Here is an 18,318-nt window from a genome sequence, read left to right on the forward strand (position 1 = left end):
GAAATTGGCTGACAACAGAATATTGACAGTATGCCAACAGAATATAATTGTAACCTTACTCATATTGCCACCGCGTGATTACAATTTGGCTGCAATACGCCACGATAAAATTCCGTAGTGAGAAATGCATCATCTTAGCGATGATCAAATTGGACGCACGCAGTACGTAATTTTTACTTATTTAAAATAATCAGGGTAGCAGGCTGTAAATCCGCTGATACCACCATACCGGGTTCCGCCAGACGCTTACTGACCGTACCATCGAATGGCGCACGCAAGGTTGCATATTCCAGATGCTTGCGGGCAATCAGCAAGCGGGCTTGTGCTTCCTTATACAGGCCGTTGGCGTGAGAATAACGCACCTGTGCCTGCTCATATTCCGTCGTAGAACTGACCGCACGGTCATAGAGCTCCTTGGCACGTTTGAGGTCGCGCCCAGCCTCCTGCTCATCGGCTTTAAGCCGTTCTACGCCGCCTTCGGCTTCCATCACCCGCGCCTGGTAAACAGCATCATCCAGCGTGACCAGAACCTGACCTTTTTTTACACTTTGTCCCTGTTTAACCAGCACGGATTTAACCACACCGGACACCGGCGTGGTCAGTGCCACATCCACGGCGGCAGCAGGCAGACTGGTAATCAGTACAGCCATACCGGCAAGCCCAACAGCGCAATTTTTAACAAAATTCATACATACCCCTTGGTATCAAATATGCTCACTGCTTTGCCGCAGTAAGCTGGCTTAATGCATTAGCCGGTTCGCCAGTCAGCGCAGCCAGCCTGGCAATAGCCAGCGCCAGCCGGTATTCCACGCCGCGTGCTCGTTGTTGCGCGGTCATGGTCTGCGCCATGCTGTCACCCAGATTGGTTTTCAGCTCCAGTTCATATTCGGCACGACTGCGATCCAGCGCAATGTCACGGTAAGTGATTTGCTGTTTGGCTGCCGGACGGGCACTGTTACGGAGCTGGTCGATTTCCAGCATGGTTTGCAACAAGGCTTGTGACAAACTCAATTTCAGACCTTCTGTGGTGGCCTGGAGTTTGGCGAATTGCGCCTGCTCACGTGCAATGCGGGCGTCGACCCGTCTACCCTGATAGATCGGCCAGGTCATGATCAGGCCGCCGCTGACGCTATTGCGCGTTAACGCATCACGACTGTACTGACCCGCTTCCACCTCGGCATCCAGTGTTGGGGAATTTTCATGCCGTAAGCTGTCGAGCCGTTTCTGCGATGCCGTCAGTAACTGTTGTTGTGCTAGCCAGGTGGGGTTATGCGCCAGAACGACGGGTAGCAAGGTTTCATAATCAGGGAGCTTAAGATCATTTTCTGCGAGTGCTGGATCAACCAGATCGGAAGCCAGTTCGCCGGGGCGATACATCGCATTGGCCAGCGCACTGCGCGCTAGCCGCTGCCGGGCAAGGCTGGCATTGCGTTTTTCGCGGATATCCTGATATTTCGCTTCCAGCACGGCCAGATCAGGACGCGAGAGTTGCCCTAATTCCATACGGTCGCGGGCATTATCAAAACTCACATACACCACTGCCATGAATTCATTATCGGCCGCGTACTGCTGGTCAGCAATGAGCACATCAAAATAGCGTGCCATTACCTCCAGCCGATGCTGATCGCGACTACTGATCAGGGCTTGCTCACGCGCAGCAAGTTCCGCTTCGGCAGCATCAACCGTGCTGCTGGTACGGGAAAAGTCATACAGGTTTTTACGCGCCACCACGCGACCACTGTTATCCGCACGCCAATCCGGGCTGCCGGCGGTTGGCCGGCCTTGACGCAGCACGCCTTCAACCGTGACGGTCAGATCCTGACGCGCACCGGCTGCAGTCACATCCGCTTTTGCACTGGCAACGTCGGCCTCGGCCATTGCCACATCAGGATGCGCCTGATCGGCAGCTGCCAGCGCATCAGCCAGTGTCAACGGTGCGGCCTCGACCATTCCTCCCAGACCGAGCAGGATAATTAACAACCAGGCGCTACGCATTATTTGATACTGGCTTTATAAGCGGAAAATGGCTGCGTTTTATACGCACCCTCGACCACATAACGGCCGAGCAATAAAAACTCCGCAGCGTCTTTGGTCGGCCCGATAAAGCGCGTCACCGGTTCACCCTGATTATCGAAGAAGATAAAAGTCGGTGTGGCACGCGCCCGCAGTTTCAGGGCAAAATCCTTTTCTGTGGTGTTTACCCCTTTGAAATCGGTCATCGGAGTGCCGCCCTTGACGTCCATCTCAAAGATCAGAAAATGCTTGCGATAATAATCCTGCACTTCAGACTGGCTAAGAATATTGGACTCCATGCGCGCGCAAAACGGGCAGTCTTCCATCACAAACATCAGCAATACGCCGGATTTTCCAGATTGCCGTGCCGTATCCAGTTCAGCTTTAAAATCGCCTAGCTTGGGCTGAAAGAAATAGTTCTGCACATCCCGCATCTCTGCAAATGCGGTAGTCGTCCACAGCAATAATGCTATTCCCAATACACGTAGCATACCGACTCCTCATTGTTTTATTTTTTATGCTGCTTTGCTAAGGAAGTACTGATTTAATCAAACATGGATTGCGTTGATTAAATCAGTGCCTCCCTAAATCAGGCCAACTACTTTTTGGCCGGTTTTTTACCGTTGATATAACTCTCTACTGCGGCCTTGGTCAATGCACCAACCTGATAAGCCACGATCTTGCCTTCCGGATTATACAAATAGGTTGTAGGCAATCCTTGCACCTGACCTATCTGTGACGCTATCTTAGCGTTACCCAGCACAATCGGATAGCTGATAAACATACTATCGGCAAACTCGGTCACCTGTTTCGGATCACGGTAGTCCATGGCGATGCCTATCACCACCAGTTTGGTCTTGCTGTACTTGTCGTGTAGCGAGATTAAGTCCGGAATTTCTTCCAGGCACGGCGGACACCAGGTTGCCCAGAAATTCACCAGCACCCATTTACCCTTATATGCATCCAGACTTTGCGTATGGCCCTTGGTATCCGTAAAACTGAAAGCCCATGCCGACGTAGCCATGAATGAAAAGGCGATAACAACCAATACTCGTTTTAACATCAATAAAATCCTATAATCTTGTTTTTTAATTAGCCGCCGTTTATTCATGACTGACTACCGTATAGAGAAAGACTCGTTAGGCGAGTTCAAAGTTCCTGCAAATGCCTGGTATGGCATACAAACTGCACGTGCCGTGGAGAATTTCCCCATATCAGGCCGCATGCCCGATGTCGACTTTATCCGCGCCCACGTGCAGATCAAACTTGCTGCGGCACTTGCCAATACCCAGCCAGACTGGCTCACCGTTACTCAACGCGACGCTATTGTAGCTGCTTGCGAACGAATTTTGCATGGCGAATTTCTGGATCAGTTCGTGGTTGACCGTTTCCAGGCTGGTGCTGGCACCAGTCATAACATGAATACCAATGAAGTCATCGCCAACATTGCCAACGTCGCATTAGGGGCTGACAAGGGGTTATACGCGCCTATCCACCCTAATGACCATGTCAACATGGGGCAATCGACCAACGACACCATCCCAACTGCAATTCGTCTGGCGTTACTGGCCAAACTGCCACGTCTGCTGGACGTCATCGAGCACATGGCCAGCGCCTTTGACGATCTGGCTATTCAGGAACGCGATACGGTCAAAAGCGGCCGTACCCATCTACAGGATGCCGTACCCACCACGCTGGGGCGTGAATTTGCCGCCTACAGCTGGACCTTGCGCCGTTGCGCCACCAATCTGGCCAATGTCCGCCCTCTACTCTGCGCAACCGGCCTCGGCGGTTCAGCCGCAGGTACCGGCTTGAACACCTCACCCGACTACGCACAACGTGCAGCCACTGAATTATCCAGGCTCACCGGCGAAGCCATTGTGGTTGGTGATCTGGCGGCACAAATGCAATCCATGTTCGACATGCAGGCCCTGTCGGCTGCGATTCGTGGCGTTACGCTGGAACTCACGCGCATCGCCAACGATTTACGCCTGCTCGCTTCCGGCCCGCGTACCGGCCTGGGCGAAATCACCCTGCCACCGGTGCAGCCTGGCTCTTCCATTATGCCGGGCAAGGTCAACCCGGTCATGTTCGAAATGCTGAATCAGGTCTGTTTCCAGGTATTGGGTCAGGATGCTGCCGTGGCGTATATGACCCAGGCAGGGCAACTGGAGCTGAACGTGATGATGCCGGCGCTGGGTTCTGCCTTATTCGATGCGATGGACTGGCTTACCAATGCTGTGCGGGTTGCTACTGACAAGAATCTCAAGGGTCTGATCATTAACCGTGATCGCTGCGATCGCTTTATTCATGACAGCGTAGCATTAGCTACGCTGCTAAATACACGCATCGGTTACATGAAAGCTGGAGAAATTGCCAAGGAATCAGAAAAAACCGGCAAACCGGTGCGCGAGATTGTTGCTGCACACGGCCTGATGAGCGAAGCTGAATTTAATCAACTGGTACTGGCAGCTGCGCATGGTGTGGGCAGTGGCGGTGGCGCTGGCTAAACTGGATGCATAAAAAAACGGTGCTGGTGCACCGTTTTTTTATGCTGACGCGACTCAATGCGCTGTTTTGTTCTCAGGCTCTTCACCATCTTTGTTATGCGATTCTGAAGCGTGAGTGAAATACAACGCAACACCAATCAATGCGATCGCCCCGCCCAGATACAACAGATCCAGCGGCTGATTCATCGGAATTTTAAGCGCTTTTTCAAACAGGTTGACAATCATGATCATCAGCACCACTTTAGCCAGGCGCTGTTTCAGATCATCCAGACTGTTAATCACCAGCACCTTGCTGGAAGTCCGCGTACCATGCGCTTCGTCTATATCACTGATAAACAGCTCATACAAACCCAGCGAAAAAATCAGCATGAATGTTGCCAGCAAATAACCATCCACCACCTCAACAACGTGGGTAATGGTTTCATCATGCAAAGCCTTGCGTGCTTCCGCAGCCAAGCCGCTATCTGCATAATGCAGCACATGCTGAACCAGATACACCACATCGACCGTCGCCATGTACATGACAGTCAATGCTGCTGCCATGCTCGCCAGTACGGCAAACACAACCATATAACGACTCCGCCACAATGCACCTTCAAACAAGAATTCCATAAATTTCATAATATTACCTTTGAAAAATTCAACACTATAATAAACCGGTACCGGATAATAACCTGATGGTGTGCATGTCTATTTTACAAGTTATAAAATAAGTCATACACTCTATCTCAAATAATAATGAAACGAAGTGCTCATCATGACGCCAAGGTTCACGATACCTGCCCAGGACACACAGCTTGCGCACCCTACCGAAATGCGCCCCAAGCATTTACAGACTTGGCTTGAACAACTGCACCTGAGCGATCCGCACACCGCTTCTAGCAGCATATTATCATCTCTAGCAGCACTCAATCGCCAGCCTTTATCCAGTGACACCCGATTAAAACTGCTGGCCTTGTATTGGCAAACCATCCAGACTCAGGTCACCATGCTGCAACGGCAACTCTCTGGCAGCATGTTGCCGCTCTCCGCAAAAGCGGACGCCCATACCCGCCTGGCCCGGGAATTATTACTGGAATTAGGCCATGGCTACAAGCTGGTATTGATGGATAACAGCACCAGTCTGCTTAACTTCCGCAGCAAACCTGATGCGACTCCTGTCATCTATCAGCTCCTGTTAATCCAGCATCGCATACTGGAATTATGCTATGAAATGTATGCTCCCGTACCTGTCGGCTTATGGCTGGAAATACACCAGACATACATGTATGCGCACGAGACAGGGGCAACTCACACCATTATCAGTGAAGACGCGCCCACTACGGTCATCCATGCATACCAGCAAATATTATTGATTGCGCTGGCTGACCCATACCATCTGATGCAGGGTGAATTATCGCATGTCATCGAACTAACCCGGGAATACGCATTACTGTGCGAAATTGAAACGACCCATACAGCCAATACCAACGCCAATATTTTCACATTGAATCTGGCGGAGGATGCGCCGCCGCACATCACTACCCGCCTTGAAACCAGAACAGCTAATTCATCAGTGTGTTTTTTTAACACACATAACCTGATTGAACATATGCTCTTCCTGCTAGCCAAGCTTGAAGCAGGTTCATTACCAGCGTCACTGGCACTCACTGAAATCGCATCCGAGGCCGGTTACCGGAATTTACTCAGCCGTCTGATCCATAGCTGGGGCATACCGCACTTGCGACGCTTTAACCGGCGCAGTAATACGCAGAACAATATCGAAGTGAATCATGGCTTGCGCACGATTCATGCGCTGCTGAATACCACCGTGGGTAATGATGACAAGCCGATCGACATTACCGCAGCCAGCTTTACTGCGCCTGAAAATACCAGTCGTAATTATTTCGTCAGTCAATGGCAAGCGGTGAATAACAGCGCACAAGGGCACTCTCTTCGTACCACAGGTGCCACGCCGACGCATATCAAAGTAGGCGAGCTGATTGCGATGCGTGAGAAAACGGATGAACCGTGGAATTTATGCGTGATTAAATGGATCAAGAATGTGGATATCGGCGCTATTGCAATAGGTGTCCAGTTGTTGCCGCCACATGCTCACGCTGTTTCCGTTTGCAATCCGTTCTCAGCCATTAAAAATGTTCAACCGGGTATGCTTTTCCCTGAAAATTCAGCATTGAAACAAGGCAATATACTACTCACCCCCCACGGCATATACATGAAAAACGTACACATGGACCTGATCACCGACGGCACACACTCCATCGTACCGGGCAAACTGGTATTACAAACCCAGTCATTTGATCTGTTCGAATTCACCGTCGATAAAGTAAATCATTCAAACTGCCATTGATTCAGCGTCATATCCGGCTGCGCCACCAATACCTTCAGCACTGCCGCCTGTTGATCAGGCTGGAACACCAGCCGCTCAAACACTTCACGCACCAAAATATATTCTGGCTGCTTCGCCAACGCCCAACCCTTACCCGAACGCAACACCCAGCGCGCATCCACCAGTTGCCCTAGCACTTCTTCCAGCTGCTCCCAGCTAGCGCGCTCGATTCTGATCGCCAATTGCTTAATCGTCAGCACCTCCCCCTGCTGCTGTGCCATTGCAAGCTGTTTCAATATCGTTAACGCCATATAAAACAGACTGCCGGGTGCCTGAACACCGGCTTCATGAGGTGCGCGATAATATGGCAGGGTCGCTGTCACGGTTGCGCCCACCAACACGGTCATCCATGACAAATAAATCCACAACAGAAACACTGGTAACGCAGCAAAGGTGCCGTACACCAGTGTGTATGAAGGAAAATGACTGATATACACCGAAAACAGCAGCTTCATCGCCTCAAAGCCCAAGCCGGCCACCAGCCCGCCTATCCATGCATGGTGCGCTGGCACGTAACGATTTGGCACCAGCAAATACAACAAGGACATCGCCATTACCGTCAGCAATACCGGCATCAGTTTCAATACGAATAAACTTAATCCATATTGCTGATGCCCCAAACCAAACGTCAGACTAGTCAAATACGACGTCACATACAAGCTGGCGCCGATCAGTAAGGGCCCAAGCGTCAATATTGACCAGTACACCAGAAAACGCTGCGCCATAGGGCGCACTCGCTGCACATGCCAGATGCGATTCAGCGCATGCTCGATTGTCTGCATCAGCATGAATGCCGTGACCGCCAGCAACACCGTGCCAATCGCCGTCAGCTTGCCTGCATTCTCGGAAAACTGGAACATATAAACCGTAATCACCTTACCCGCCGCTTCCGGCACCATATTGTTCAGCAGAAAAACCTTCAGACTGGTCGAGATTTCGGTGAAAGCAGGAAAAGCAGAAAAAATGGTCAAACCTATCGTGATCAGCGGCACGATGGCCAGCAATGAAGTGTAGGTCAGACTGGCGGCGGTCTGATTGGAACCATCCGCCATAAAGCGTTTGGCAACCAGCAGCAGGAAATAATAAAGACGCTTGATATGAGTATTCATAGTCCTGAGTTTAATGGATAAACCTCGCAATCGCCAGAATCATCCCGTCTCGCGTTATAATCTTGCCACTTATTCAGCAAATAGAAATCATGCACGACATTCTCGTCCTCTACTACAGCCAGCATGGCTCCACCCAGGCGCTCGCTCAGGCGATTGCGCACGGCATCGAATCCGTGCCGGGTGCACAAGCGCGCCTGCGCACCGTACCCAAAGTTGCCACGGTGACCCAGATCGCCACGCCACCGGTTCCGGATGCCGGCGCACCGTATGTCGAACTTGCCGACCTGAAAGAATGCATCGGTCTGGCACTCGGCAGCCCGACACGCTTCGGCAATATGGCCGCGCCGATGAAATACTTTCTGGATGGCACTGCGGCGTTATGGATGCAAGGTGCGCTGGCCGGCAAACCTGCGGCCGTATTCACCTCCACCACCACCATGCATGGCGGCCAGGAAAGCACATTACTGTCGATGATGCTGCCATTGCTGCATCATGGCATGCTGCTGGTGGGCATCCCTTACACCGAAGCCGAGCTCACCAATACCGTAAGTGGCGGCACACCTTATGGTGCCAGCCACGTCAGCGGTAGCAACAGCAGCACACAACTCACCGATGCCGAACGTAAACTGGCTTTTGCGCTCGGTAAGCGTCTGGCCAGTACCGCCCTTAAACTCGCCGTTTCTACAGAAAGCCGTACATGAATCGCATCAGCACTAACTTGTTACAAAATATCAGCATTGCCAGTCTCATCGGCCTGATCTTCCTGTCAGTGGCTTGGGAAGGCTGGCTGGCGCCACTACAACCGGGTGGCTCCGCGCTCATCTTCAAGGTATTGCCATTAATGGTGCCTTTATTCGGCATCCTGCGCGGCAAGCGTTATACCTACCAATGGTCATCAATGATGATATTGATCTATTTCACCGAGGGTGCAGTACGCTCATGGTCTGATCATGGCTTGTCGCAAATACTGGCGATGATAGAAGTCGCCCTGACTGTCACTTTTTTCTTAGCGGCTATTTACTACGCACGCGCCACCGGTCGTGCTCATTAACACACAGGAAACACCATGCTAGACATTCAACTTCTTCGCAACGACCTGGCCAGTGTCGCCACACGTTTATCCAGCCGCGGCTTCGAGCTTGATACCGCCGAATTCGCCCGCCTCGAAGCCGAGCGCAAAACCATACAGACCCTGACCCAGGAGCTGCAAGCCAAGCGCAACGCCACTTCCAAACAGATCGGTATTGCCAAATCCAAAGGCGAAGACACCAGCGCAATCATGGCCGAAGTCGCCCATCTGGGTGACGAGCTCAAGGCCGCCGAGACTGCACTGGCAGCATTACAGGCACCGCTGAATGCCTTGCTGATGAGCATCCCCAATCTGCCGCATGAGTCGGTCGCCATCGGCAAATCGGAAGAAGACAACGTGGAAATGAGCCGCGTCGGCACCCCGCGCAACTTCGATTTCACTATCAAGGATCACGTCGATCTCGGTGAAAAACTGGGGCTGGATTTTGAAACCGCCAGCAAGATTGCCGGCTCCAGATTCATGCTATTGCGCGGCGGCCTGGCCAAGCTGCACCGTGCGCTGGCGCAATTCATGCTCAACACCCATACCGATACGCATGAGTACACCGAAGTGTATGTACCCTACCTGGTCAATGCCGAATCCATGCGCGGCACCGGGCAGCTACCCAAATTTGAGGAAGATCTGTTCCATGTACCGCGTACCGATGCCGAACAGCTCTACCTGATCCCGACTGCCGAAGTGCCGGTCACCAACATGGTGCGTGGTGAAATCGTGCCACGTGAACAGCTGCCGCTCAAATTCGTCGCCCACACTCCGTGTTTCCGCTCCGAGGCTGGCGCTTATGGCCGCGATACCCGCGGCATGATCCGCCAGCATCAATTCGACAAAGTCGAACTAGTGCAACTGGTCGAGCCCGATCAGAGCTATGCCGCGCTGGAAGCCCTGACTGGCCATGCTGAAGCCATATTACAAGCGCTGGGTCTGCCGTACCGCAAAATGGCGCTATGCACCAAAGACATGGGCTTCTCCGCAGCTAAAACTTACGATCTGGAAGTCTGGCTGCCTGCGCAAAACACCTATCGCGAGATTTCGTCCTGTAGCAATTTCGAGGCATTCCAGACCCGCCGCATGCAGGCCCGCTTCCGTGGTGAAAATGGCAAGCCTGAGCTGATGCACAGCATCAATGGTTCCGGACTCGCCGTGGGCCGTACCCTGGTCGCCATACTGGAAAATTATCAGCAAGCCGATGGATCAGTCACCATCCCCGAAGTGCTGCGCCCTTACATGGGTGGCATCAGCGCCCTGCAGCCTGTCACTGACTAATGACTGTCCTCGGCCAACTCAGCGACCACCAGCGCCTCAGCATAGCAATAATTGCCGGGGCCGCAGTGATGCTGGGTCTGCCTGGCAGCATACTGACTGACACGCGCCTGATTGCCAGCTGGGATATGGGCGCCAGCGTCAGTCTGTTGCTGGCCTGGCTGACCATGTCCGGCGCAGATGCCAAAGCCACCAAACGCAGTACCCATGATAAACGCCAAAGCAGCACAGCTATTTTGTGGCTGGTATCGTTAGCAGCGCTGGCCAGCCTGATGGCACTGATTTTCCTGTTCAAAACCGAAACCAATACCGGTCCGCTGGATAAAGCAGTGCACATAGGCTTATCAATCCTGGCATTAATAGCATCCTGGCTACTCATCCATACGCGTTTCGCCTTTCACTACGCCCATCGCTACTATGTCAGTGGCGGCCCCAACAATAGCAAGGAAATTGGCGGGCTGAACTTCCCCGGTGGCAACGAACCTGATTACCTGGATTTCGCCTATTTCTCCTTCATCATCGGCATGACGTCTCAAGTTTCCGATGTCGCCGTTACCTCACGTATCATGCGTCGCCTGGCCCTGATGCATGGTCTGCTTTCATTTGCATTCAATATGGTCATACTCGCCTTAAGCATCAACATCGTCGCCAGCCTCATTTAGGGAAGCACTGATTTAATCAAACATGGATTGCGTACCCCGTTACACATGCTAGACTCAATACAGCATTCAAACGCAGCAGGAGATAAGCATGTACAAACACATACTGGTTGCCATTGATGGCAGCGCGACATCCACTAAAGCAGTTAATGAAGCCATACGTCTTGCGCAAGTACACAAGTCGACGCTGCGTTTACTCCATGTTGTTGACACTGCCATGATAGATATCGACAACGGCGGCATGACGTATATGCCCGAAGTAATGGACACGCTGCGTCAGAGTGGCATTAAGTTACTGCAGCAGGTGCAGGCGCATGTCGAAAAATCCGGCGTGTCGGCAGAAACCGCGCTGTTAGAAACGGCAGGCGTTACGCGAATCGCTACGGAAGTGGTGGATGACGCCAAAAAATGGCCGGCAGATCTGATTGTACTCGGCACCCATGGACGCCGTGGTTTTGCGCACCTGCTGCTTGGCAGCGTAGCGGAGGACATAGTGCGCATGGCCAGCGTTCCGGTACTATTAATACGTGGAGAATAGCCTGCAAAACGAAGCTACAGCATCTGCAGTCAAAAAGCGCTGATTGTTAACGTTAGGTTTTCGTAAGCAAACAGGGACTAAAATACGGATATAACGGTCAGCCCAATCATCGTTACAAGAAAGTTAAATGCCAAAAAAGATGTGTATCATAGCGTTCGTACATGACTGCTGGCCGCCTAAACCTGTAGTTTTCTGTCCAGACTGCCGGAACCGACGTATCCAATGACCCCTTTTTTGACTAAAAATAACGTGAGTATGCCTAATGAAATGTTTCTTTAGAATTTTCTTCAAATCGTTGCGAATCGTGCTGATCCCCTTCATGCTGGTTTGGGAAAAAATGACCACGCCCAAAGGTGTCAGTCGCCAACCGGAAGCGCAGCAACGTGTCGATCAGCAATGCAAAGATCTGGCGCTTTACCAGTTCAAGACCTGCCCATTCTGCATCAAGGTCCGACGCGAGCTGAGCCGTTTATCGCTGAATATCCTGCTGCTGGATACGCAAAATCAACAGCAAAACCGCGAAGCGTTATTGCAGGGTGGTGGTCGGGTTACAGTGCCTTGTTTGAGAATTACAGATGAACACGGAAATGTTCAGTGGATGTATGAGTCTTCAGAAATCATTCGTTATCTGCATGCGCGTTTTGCTTAACACCATCAGACCCAGCCTCCGCGCCAACATTGGGGATTGAAGCCCCAGCTTGGCGCTACTGGCAAGCAACAATTACTTTACCCGGGGTGCAAAAACGCCACTCCAGCCGCTGGTCGCTATGCGTAGCTGCCCCGTTTCCAGCTTGGTCATGGTGAACTTGCCGCCATTTCTTAAGGCATAGCGCAACACCCAGTTGGCTGCTGGCCCAAGGCGTATCTGCTCCCCGGTAAAACGGGTTTCCAGATTGGCACCAGCCTTGCAAATAACGCCCGCGCTTTCAGCCCAGAGACCCTCTCTGGTTTTAATGAATTCAATATAAAGCGCGCCGTTATTTTCAACAATTGAAACCACCAGCGGCTTGCCGTCATCCATGGAGGTCTCTTCCCATTTCAGCGGAAAAACCTGCTCGCCGAGCATCAGCTTCAACTCGCCCATCGTTGACGCGCATGCCTGCAACTCATGCGCCTGGCTATGCACAGGCAACAGCAATGGCAGACACAGCAATAAATAGTTAAGGCGCATAGCGAGACTCACTTCTCGAATTTAACGGGGATAACATGCGTTCCAGCCAATCACTGTTTTGCACTTAGCCAATATACTGGAATTTATCCATTTATACTGAAATTCATCATTCGTATAAGTGGACTACCCACAAAAAAAGGAACGCTAACATAGCGTTCCTTTTTTCATTTACTGCGGTAATTAAAGTCCGATTGGCAAAACAACCGATTTTACTTACTTGGTAAACACCATCACATCATTACGATAATCCACGTGCACAGTGTCTTTTTCTGCAAAATGCCCGGACAGTATCTCTTTGGACAACGGATTTTCCAGTTGCGACTGAATGGCCCGTTTCAGAGGCCGTGCACCAAACACCGGATCGAAACCCACAGTCGCAATTTCATCCAGTGCCGCATCGCTGATCTCGAAGCCCATGCCCATTGCCGCCAGGCGTTTGGCCAGATATTGCAGCTGTATCTTGGCAATGGAACGGATATGAGCACCGCCCAGCGCATGGAATACCACTACTTCATCGATACGGTTGATAAACTCCGGACGGAAGTAGGTTTTCACCTCAGTCATCACGGCGTCTTTCACCGCCTGATACGGGTCGCCGCTCATCTGCTGGATCATCTGCGAACCCAGGTTCGAAGTCATCACAATCACGGTATTCTTGAAATCCACCGTGCGCCCCTGGCCGTCGGTCAGACGTCCGTCATCCAGCACTTGCAGCAGCACGTTAAACACGTCCGGATGCGCTTTTTCCACTTCATCCAGCAGGATCACGCTGTAAGGCTTGCGCCGCACCGCTTCTGTCAGGGTACCGCCCTCTTCGTAGCCAACATAGCCCGGTGGCGCGCCGATCAGGCGTGATACGGAATGCTTCTCCATGAATTCACTCATGTCGATACGCACCAAATGATCTTCCGAATCGAACAGGAAGCCGGCCAGCGCTTTACACAGCTCGGTTTTACCCACACCGGTCGGCCCCAGGAACAGGAACGAACCGTATGGCCGACCCGGATCGCCAAGGCCGGAACGCGAACGACGAATTGCATCCGACACCAGACGTACCGCTTCATCCTGCCCCACCACGCGGTCATGCAATGCCACTTCCATTTGCAACAGCTTGTCGCGTTCGCCTTCCATCATTTTGGAAACAGGAATACCCGTTGCACGCGATACCACCTCGGCGATTTCTTCCGCGCCGACCTGCGTGCGCAACAAACGGTTCGGCGTAGCCTGCTCGGCATTCTCGGCGGCTTGCGCCTGATGCAATTGAGCTTCCAGTTCCGGCACACGACCATACTGGATTTCCGACATTTTCTGCCAGTTGCCTTCGCGCTTGGCTTCTTCCATATCGACCCGCGCCTGATCAAGCTGTTCCTTGATGTGCTGGGTACCCGCCACCATGGCTTTTTCCGCTTTCCAGATTTCCTCCAGATCAGCGTACTCGCGTTCCAGTTTGGCAATTTCTTCTTCCAGCAGGCCCAGACGTTTCTGCGAGGCTTCGTCTTTTTCCTTCTTCACCGATTCGCGCTCGATCTTAAGCTGAATCAGACGACGGTCTAGCTTATCCATAGACTCCGGCTTGGAGTCAATTTCCATACGCACTTTGGAAGCGGCTTCATCGATAAGATCAATCGCCTTATCCGGCAAAAAGCGGTCAGTGATATAGCGATGACTCAACTCGGCTGCGGCGACGATAGCCGGGTCGGTAATATCCACCCCATGGTGAACTTCGTATTTCTCCTGCAGACCGCGCAAGATTGCAATGGTATCTTCCACGCTAGGTTCATCGATCTGCACCTTCTGGAAGCGGCGCTCCAATGCAGCATCTTTTTCCACGTACTTGCGATATTCGTCCAGCGTGGTTGCCCCCACCAGATGCAGCTCGCCCCGCGCCAATGCAGGCTTGAGCATGTTGCCGGCATCCATCGAGCCTTCGGTTTTACCGGCACCGACCATGGTATGCAATTCATCGATAAACAGGATGATGCGGCCTTCATCTTGCGAAACTTCTTTCAGCACTGCTTTCAGCCGTTCCTCAAAATCGCCACGGTATTTGGCACCGGCCAGCAGCATCGCCATATCCAGCACCAGCACACGTTTGTTCTTCAGCGTTTCCGGCACTTCGCCATTGACAATACGCTGGGCCAGACCTTCCACAATCGCGGTCTTGCCCACACCCGGCTCACCGATCAGCACCGGGTTGTTTTTACTGCGGCGCTGTAGCACCTGTATAGTGCGGCGGATTTCATCATCACGCCCGATCACCGGGTCGAGCTTACCCATACGGGCACGCTCGGTCAGATCAAGCGTATATTTGTTCAATGCCTCGCGCTGGCCTTCGGCTTCCGCGCTGTTCACATTCTCGCCGCCGCGCACTTGTGTAATCGCCGCATCCAGCGCCAGCTTGGTCACACCATGCTGCTTCAGCGCACGACCAACCTCGCCTTTGTCGTCACATGCTGCCAACAGAAACAGTTCGCTGGCAATAAATTGATCACCGCGCTTCTGCGCTTCTTTGTCAGTCACGTTAAGCAAGTTGGTCAAATCACGCGACACCTGCACTTCGCCGCCATGACCTTCCACTTTAGGCAAGCGCTCAATGGCAGTTTGCAATGCCGTGCGCAATGCGCGCACATTGCCACCGGCACGCGATAACAGTGACGTGGTGCCGCCTTCGGCGTTGTCGATCAGCGCCGCCATTAAATGCACGGGCTCTATGAATTGGTTGTCCTGACCGATAGCAAGGCTTTGCGCATCAGCCAAAGCCTGTTGAAACTGGGTTGTTAACTTATCAATACGCATCATTACCCCCTGGTAAAATATCAATATAGACGATAGATGAGGCGCTTGCAGTTTATTTCAACCCTGTATGTCTTAAATTTATATGATGCGCTTTTAGTTGCATGAATCAGCCTGTGCCTGCACAATAAGCAGATACTAATTTACGCAACGCAAGCCATGATTGATTCAGCATTACTCGCACTCGCAATTGAAACCAATGTAGCAGCAGCATTACGTGAAGACATCGGCAGCGGCGACCTTACGGCACAACTGATACCCGCCGACCACCAGGCCAGCGCTTATGTGATTTGTCGCGAGAAAGCGATTTTCTGTGGACAGGCATGGTTTGAAGCCTGTTTCCGACAGCTTGATCCGGAAGTAAAAATCGACTGGTACACTCAGGACGGTCAATGTATCGGTGTCGATCAAATGCTTTGTGAAGTGAAGGGTAACGCGCGCGCACTGTTAACCGCGGAACGCACCGGATTGAATTTCCTGCAGACACTCTCCGCTACCGCAACTGCCGCACACCGTTATGCCGAAGCCATCAAAGGCACTCAAGCCGTGGTGATGGACACGCGAAAAACCCTGCCCGGGCTGCGCCTTGCACAAAAATATGCGGTTACCGTGGGTGGTGGCGCCAATCAACGCATTGGCCTGTATGACGGCATCCTCATCAAGGAAAACCACATTGCCGCAGCCGGCGGTATTGCTGCTGTGCTCCAGGCCACACGCAACGCTGTTGTTCCGGTGCAAATTGAAGTGGAAAACCTGTCCGAACTGGAGCAAGCCCTGCAGGCGGGAGCCAAGCTGATACTATTGGATAATTTTGATTTGAAACAACTGCGTGCTGCGGTCGCTTTAACTCAGGGGCGCGCAGTACTCGAAGCCTCTGGCGGCGTTGGCCTCGACAGCCTGCGCGCCATTGCAGAAACCGGTGTAGACCGCATCTCCAGCGGTGCGATAACGAAACATATCAGTGCAGTAGACCTGTCGATGCGTATCCAGTAACCAGCCACTACGCCGGCAATTTTTCCCCGATTGCCTTTGCCAGAACCGCATAATCCTGTTTGCTACACGTCACAAACTGTTTAATCGGCACGTGTATCGCTTCCTGCAGGCTGCTAGTCACAGCAGCAGGCAGCGTCAGCATGGTTTGCCGCACAGTCTCGGCATAATTTGCAGCTAATTTCTGATGGATCAGCACCGTAAAATCAGGGGATACCGGTAAAGGATCCCAGGCTTCATACTCACCGGTCGCTATCAGCTTGCTCGCTTTTTCGGTACGCAGCACTCCGGCTTGCACCGCTTTTTGTTCCAGCAAATAAACAACCGCATCCTGCGTTTTTACCGTTTCCAGCATCGCAGGCGTACCCAGCTGATGCTCGGCAATCACATTGCGCCCCATGGCACCTAGCCATGAATCCGGCTCGGTGATACCTATACGCGTCACATGCTGCCCTTTGCGTTTAACCAGCACACCGGTTGCCAAATCCTTGACGCGCACCAGAGGCTGATAACCATATTGCATTGCATGTATGGCAACAATCGGGGGAACAAACAATACATCGGTGCGATTATCTTTAATTGCGTTATTGATCAGCGAAAAATTGCGGTAAGGTTCGGTGTAGACTTTTTTACCAAGTTTGTTGCTCAAAGCTGTAGAGAGTGGTTGTGTAAACGTTTTGAACAAATGCAAATCAATCTCGGCAGCCCCGGTTCCAGGGTAAATGGAGACAATCAAATCCCCTTGCCCTGATAACAACAAGGCCTGAGCAGATTGATTAGCAACCACAGTTGCCCCAATCAATGTTTGCAAAAATAAACGTCTATTCATAAAAATTCCTGTGCGTATGCACCGCGCCCAGTTGGCCAATATGGCAATTAAGTCGCAGCGACTATTTTTTTCAAAATTTCATAATCCTGCCTGCCGCAGGGTACAAATTGCTTGATTGTAGCGGGAATCAAAGTTTGTAAACCATCAATAGCCGGCGCGGAAAGAGACAACATGGTCTGACTGACCGGCTCTGCATATTTCGCCATCAGTTTATTATGCAACAGCAGCGTAAATCCAGGCGTGCTGGTGAGCGGATACCAAGCCTCATATTGACCGGTCGCGATCATGGCATTCGCTTTATAGGTTGCCAGCACGCCCGCTTGTACAGCTTTTTGTTCAAGCAAAAACACTACCGCTTCCTGATTTTTAACGGACTCTATCATCGATGACGGGCCGAGTTTGCGCTCTGCAAGTAAATAACGCCCCATCAGGCCCGGCCAGGAATCTGCCCCCGTCATCGCAATACGCTTAACCGTTTCACCTTTGCGTTTAATCATCACACCGCTTAAATAATCCTTGGAACGCACTACGGGTTCATATCCATGCTGCATGGCAACAACTGCCAGCGTTGGTGGAACCAGTAACAAATCGGCCCGACCATTATCAATTACATTTTTAATTAAAGAAAAGCTACGGTACGACTCGGCATAAACTTTATGCCCCACTTTCGCAGCAAGTGCCGCTGTCAATGGATGGGTATAATCCGCAAACAGCCGGGAATCGATATCCTTGGCCCCAGTCCCCGGGAAAATAGCCATGATAAAATCCCCGTTCCCCTCCAGCATTAATGCCTGAGCAGCATAACTGGATAGCAAAGATGTGCCCAATAAAACCTGTACAAATCTTCGACGATTCATAACGCCCTCCTCATTATTTACTTATAGTTTATCGGCTGCCGATTCAGGCTACATGGCTAACCCAGCCATATCAATGGTAATCAAATACTAAGCTCACCTTCATAACTAAT

At 51.8% G+C, this 18,318-nt stretch carries 19 protein-coding genes; 9 read left to right on the top strand and 10 right to left on the bottom strand.

Annotation, left to right across the window (positions count from 1 at the left end; all coding sequences use genetic code 11):
• Positions 1-173 precede the first annotated feature (173 nt).
• The 4 genes from EJE49_RS13675 to EJE49_RS13690 form a co-directional block, all read right to left on the bottom strand.
• On the bottom strand, positions 174-689 hold the full coding sequence (locus tag EJE49_RS13675) for an efflux RND transporter periplasmic adaptor subunit (RefSeq protein ID WP_124951751.1): 516 nt from the start codon (positions 687-689) through the stop codon (positions 174-176).
• Positions 690-714: 25 nt separating this feature from the next.
• On the bottom strand, positions 715-1,995 hold the full coding sequence (locus tag EJE49_RS13680; protein WP_124951753.1) for a TolC family protein: 1,281 nt from the start codon (positions 1,993-1,995) through the stop codon (positions 715-717).
• Entirely contained in the window at positions 1,995-2,504 is a 510-nt protein-coding gene (locus EJE49_RS13685) for a thioredoxin family protein (RefSeq protein WP_124951755.1), read from the bottom strand. The genes EJE49_RS13680 and EJE49_RS13685 overlap by 1 nt, the downstream gene beginning before the upstream one ends.
• Before the next feature lie 107 nt (positions 2,505-2,611).
• Positions 2,612-3,076: a TlpA disulfide reductase family protein gene (locus EJE49_RS13690; RefSeq protein ID WP_124951757.1), complete on the bottom strand. Its 465-nt coding sequence runs from the start codon at positions 3,074-3,076 to the stop codon at positions 2,612-2,614.
• A gap of 46 nt (positions 3,077-3,122) precedes the next feature.
• Here EJE49_RS13690 and EJE49_RS13695 point away from each other — a divergent pair, with 46 nt between their 5' ends.
• Complete coding sequence (locus EJE49_RS13695) at positions 3,123-4,523, top strand: aspartate ammonia-lyase (protein ID WP_124951759.1); 1,401 nt, start codon at positions 3,123-3,125, stop codon at positions 4,521-4,523.
• A 54-nt stretch (positions 4,524-4,577) separates the two neighbouring features.
• Here the strand turns inward: EJE49_RS13695 and EJE49_RS13700 are convergent, their stop codons facing one another.
• Positions 4,578-5,144 carry a YqhA family protein gene (locus tag EJE49_RS13700; RefSeq protein WP_124951761.1) on the bottom strand — a complete coding sequence of 189 codons (567 nt, stop codon included), beginning with the start codon at positions 5,142-5,144 and terminating at the stop codon, positions 4,578-4,580.
• Positions 5,145-5,280: 136 nt separating this feature from the next.
• Here EJE49_RS13700 and EJE49_RS13705 point away from each other — a divergent pair, with 136 nt between their 5' ends.
• Complete coding sequence (locus EJE49_RS13705) at positions 5,281-6,873, top strand: cyclic-di-GMP receptor FimW-related protein (RefSeq protein ID WP_124951763.1); 1,593 nt, start codon at positions 5,281-5,283, stop codon at positions 6,871-6,873.
• On the opposite strand, the gene EJE49_RS13710 is transcribed toward EJE49_RS13705, so the two are convergent.
• Positions 6,855-8,021 (bottom strand): YihY family inner membrane protein, encoded by a 1,167-nt coding sequence (locus tag EJE49_RS13710; RefSeq protein ID WP_124951765.1) that lies wholly within the window; start codon positions 8,019-8,021, stop codon positions 6,855-6,857. The genes EJE49_RS13705 and EJE49_RS13710 overlap by 19 nt on opposite strands.
• Positions 8,022-8,110: 89 nt before the next feature.
• On the opposite strand from EJE49_RS13710, the gene wrbA reads away from it, so the two are divergent.
• The 6 genes from wrbA to EJE49_RS13740 all read left to right on the top strand — a co-directional run bounded on the left by wrbA (position 8,111) and on the right by EJE49_RS13740 (position 12,217).
• Positions 8,111-8,722, top strand: a complete 612-nt coding sequence (wrbA, locus tag EJE49_RS13715; protein WP_124951767.1) for an NAD(P)H:quinone oxidoreductase — start codon at positions 8,111-8,113, stop codon at positions 8,720-8,722.
• Positions 8,719-9,072, top strand: a complete 354-nt coding sequence (locus tag EJE49_RS13720; protein ID WP_124951769.1) for a DUF2069 domain-containing protein — start codon at positions 8,719-8,721, stop codon at positions 9,070-9,072. Before wrbA ends, EJE49_RS13720 begins: the two co-directional genes overlap by 4 nt.
• A 15-nt stretch (positions 9,073-9,087) precedes the next feature.
• Entirely contained in the window at positions 9,088-10,374 is a 1,287-nt protein-coding gene (gene serS, locus EJE49_RS13725; protein WP_124951771.1) for a serine--tRNA ligase, read from the top strand.
• Positions 10,374-11,033 (top strand): DUF1345 domain-containing protein, encoded by a 660-nt coding sequence (locus tag EJE49_RS13730; RefSeq protein ID WP_124951773.1) that lies wholly within the window; start codon positions 10,374-10,376, stop codon positions 11,031-11,033. The genes serS and EJE49_RS13730 overlap by 1 nt, the downstream gene beginning before the upstream one ends.
• Before the next feature lie 88 nt (positions 11,034-11,121).
• Positions 11,122-11,568 carry a universal stress protein gene (locus EJE49_RS13735; RefSeq protein WP_124951775.1) on the top strand — a complete coding sequence of 149 codons (447 nt, stop codon included), beginning with the start codon at positions 11,122-11,124 and terminating at the stop codon, positions 11,566-11,568.
• Between the two features lie 319 nt (positions 11,569-11,887).
• Complete coding sequence (locus EJE49_RS13740; RefSeq protein WP_223246968.1) at positions 11,888-12,217, top strand: glutathione S-transferase N-terminal domain-containing protein; 330 nt, start codon at positions 11,888-11,890, stop codon at positions 12,215-12,217.
• A gap of 72 nt (positions 12,218-12,289) precedes the next feature.
• On the opposite strand, the gene EJE49_RS13745 is transcribed toward EJE49_RS13740, so the two are convergent.
• Both EJE49_RS13745 and clpB read right to left on the bottom strand, forming a co-directional pair.
• Positions 12,290-12,739 carry a hypothetical protein gene (locus EJE49_RS13745; RefSeq protein WP_124951779.1) on the bottom strand — a complete coding sequence of 150 codons (450 nt, stop codon included), beginning with the start codon at positions 12,737-12,739 and terminating at the stop codon, positions 12,290-12,292.
• A 213-nt stretch (positions 12,740-12,952) separates the two neighbouring features.
• Positions 12,953-15,535 carry an ATP-dependent chaperone ClpB gene (clpB, locus tag EJE49_RS13750; RefSeq protein ID WP_124951929.1) on the bottom strand — a complete coding sequence of 861 codons (2,583 nt, stop codon included), beginning with the start codon at positions 15,533-15,535 and terminating at the stop codon, positions 12,953-12,955.
• A 156-nt stretch (positions 15,536-15,691) separates the two neighbouring features.
• On the opposite strand from clpB, the gene nadC reads away from it, so the two are divergent.
• Positions 15,692-16,525: a carboxylating nicotinate-nucleotide diphosphorylase gene (nadC, locus tag EJE49_RS13755; RefSeq protein WP_124951781.1), complete on the top strand. Its 834-nt coding sequence runs from the start codon at positions 15,692-15,694 to the stop codon at positions 16,523-16,525.
• Positions 16,526-16,532: 7 nt separating this feature from the next.
• On the opposite strand, the gene EJE49_RS13760 is transcribed toward nadC, so the two are convergent.
• Positions 16,533-17,351 (bottom strand): PhnD/SsuA/transferrin family substrate-binding protein, encoded by an 819-nt coding sequence (locus tag EJE49_RS13760; RefSeq protein ID WP_124951783.1) that lies wholly within the window; start codon positions 17,349-17,351, stop codon positions 16,533-16,535.
• A gap of 47 nt (positions 17,352-17,398) precedes the next feature.
• Complete coding sequence (locus EJE49_RS13765; RefSeq protein ID WP_124951785.1) at positions 17,399-18,208, bottom strand: phosphate/phosphite/phosphonate ABC transporter substrate-binding protein; 810 nt, start codon at positions 18,206-18,208, stop codon at positions 17,399-17,401.
• Between the last annotated feature and the right edge of the window lie 110 nt (positions 18,209-18,318).

The sequence above is a fragment of the Sulfuriferula thiophila genome, assembly GCF_003864975.1.
Classification (GTDB): domain Bacteria; phylum Pseudomonadota; class Gammaproteobacteria; order Burkholderiales; family Sulfuriferulaceae; genus Sulfuriferula; species Sulfuriferula thiophila.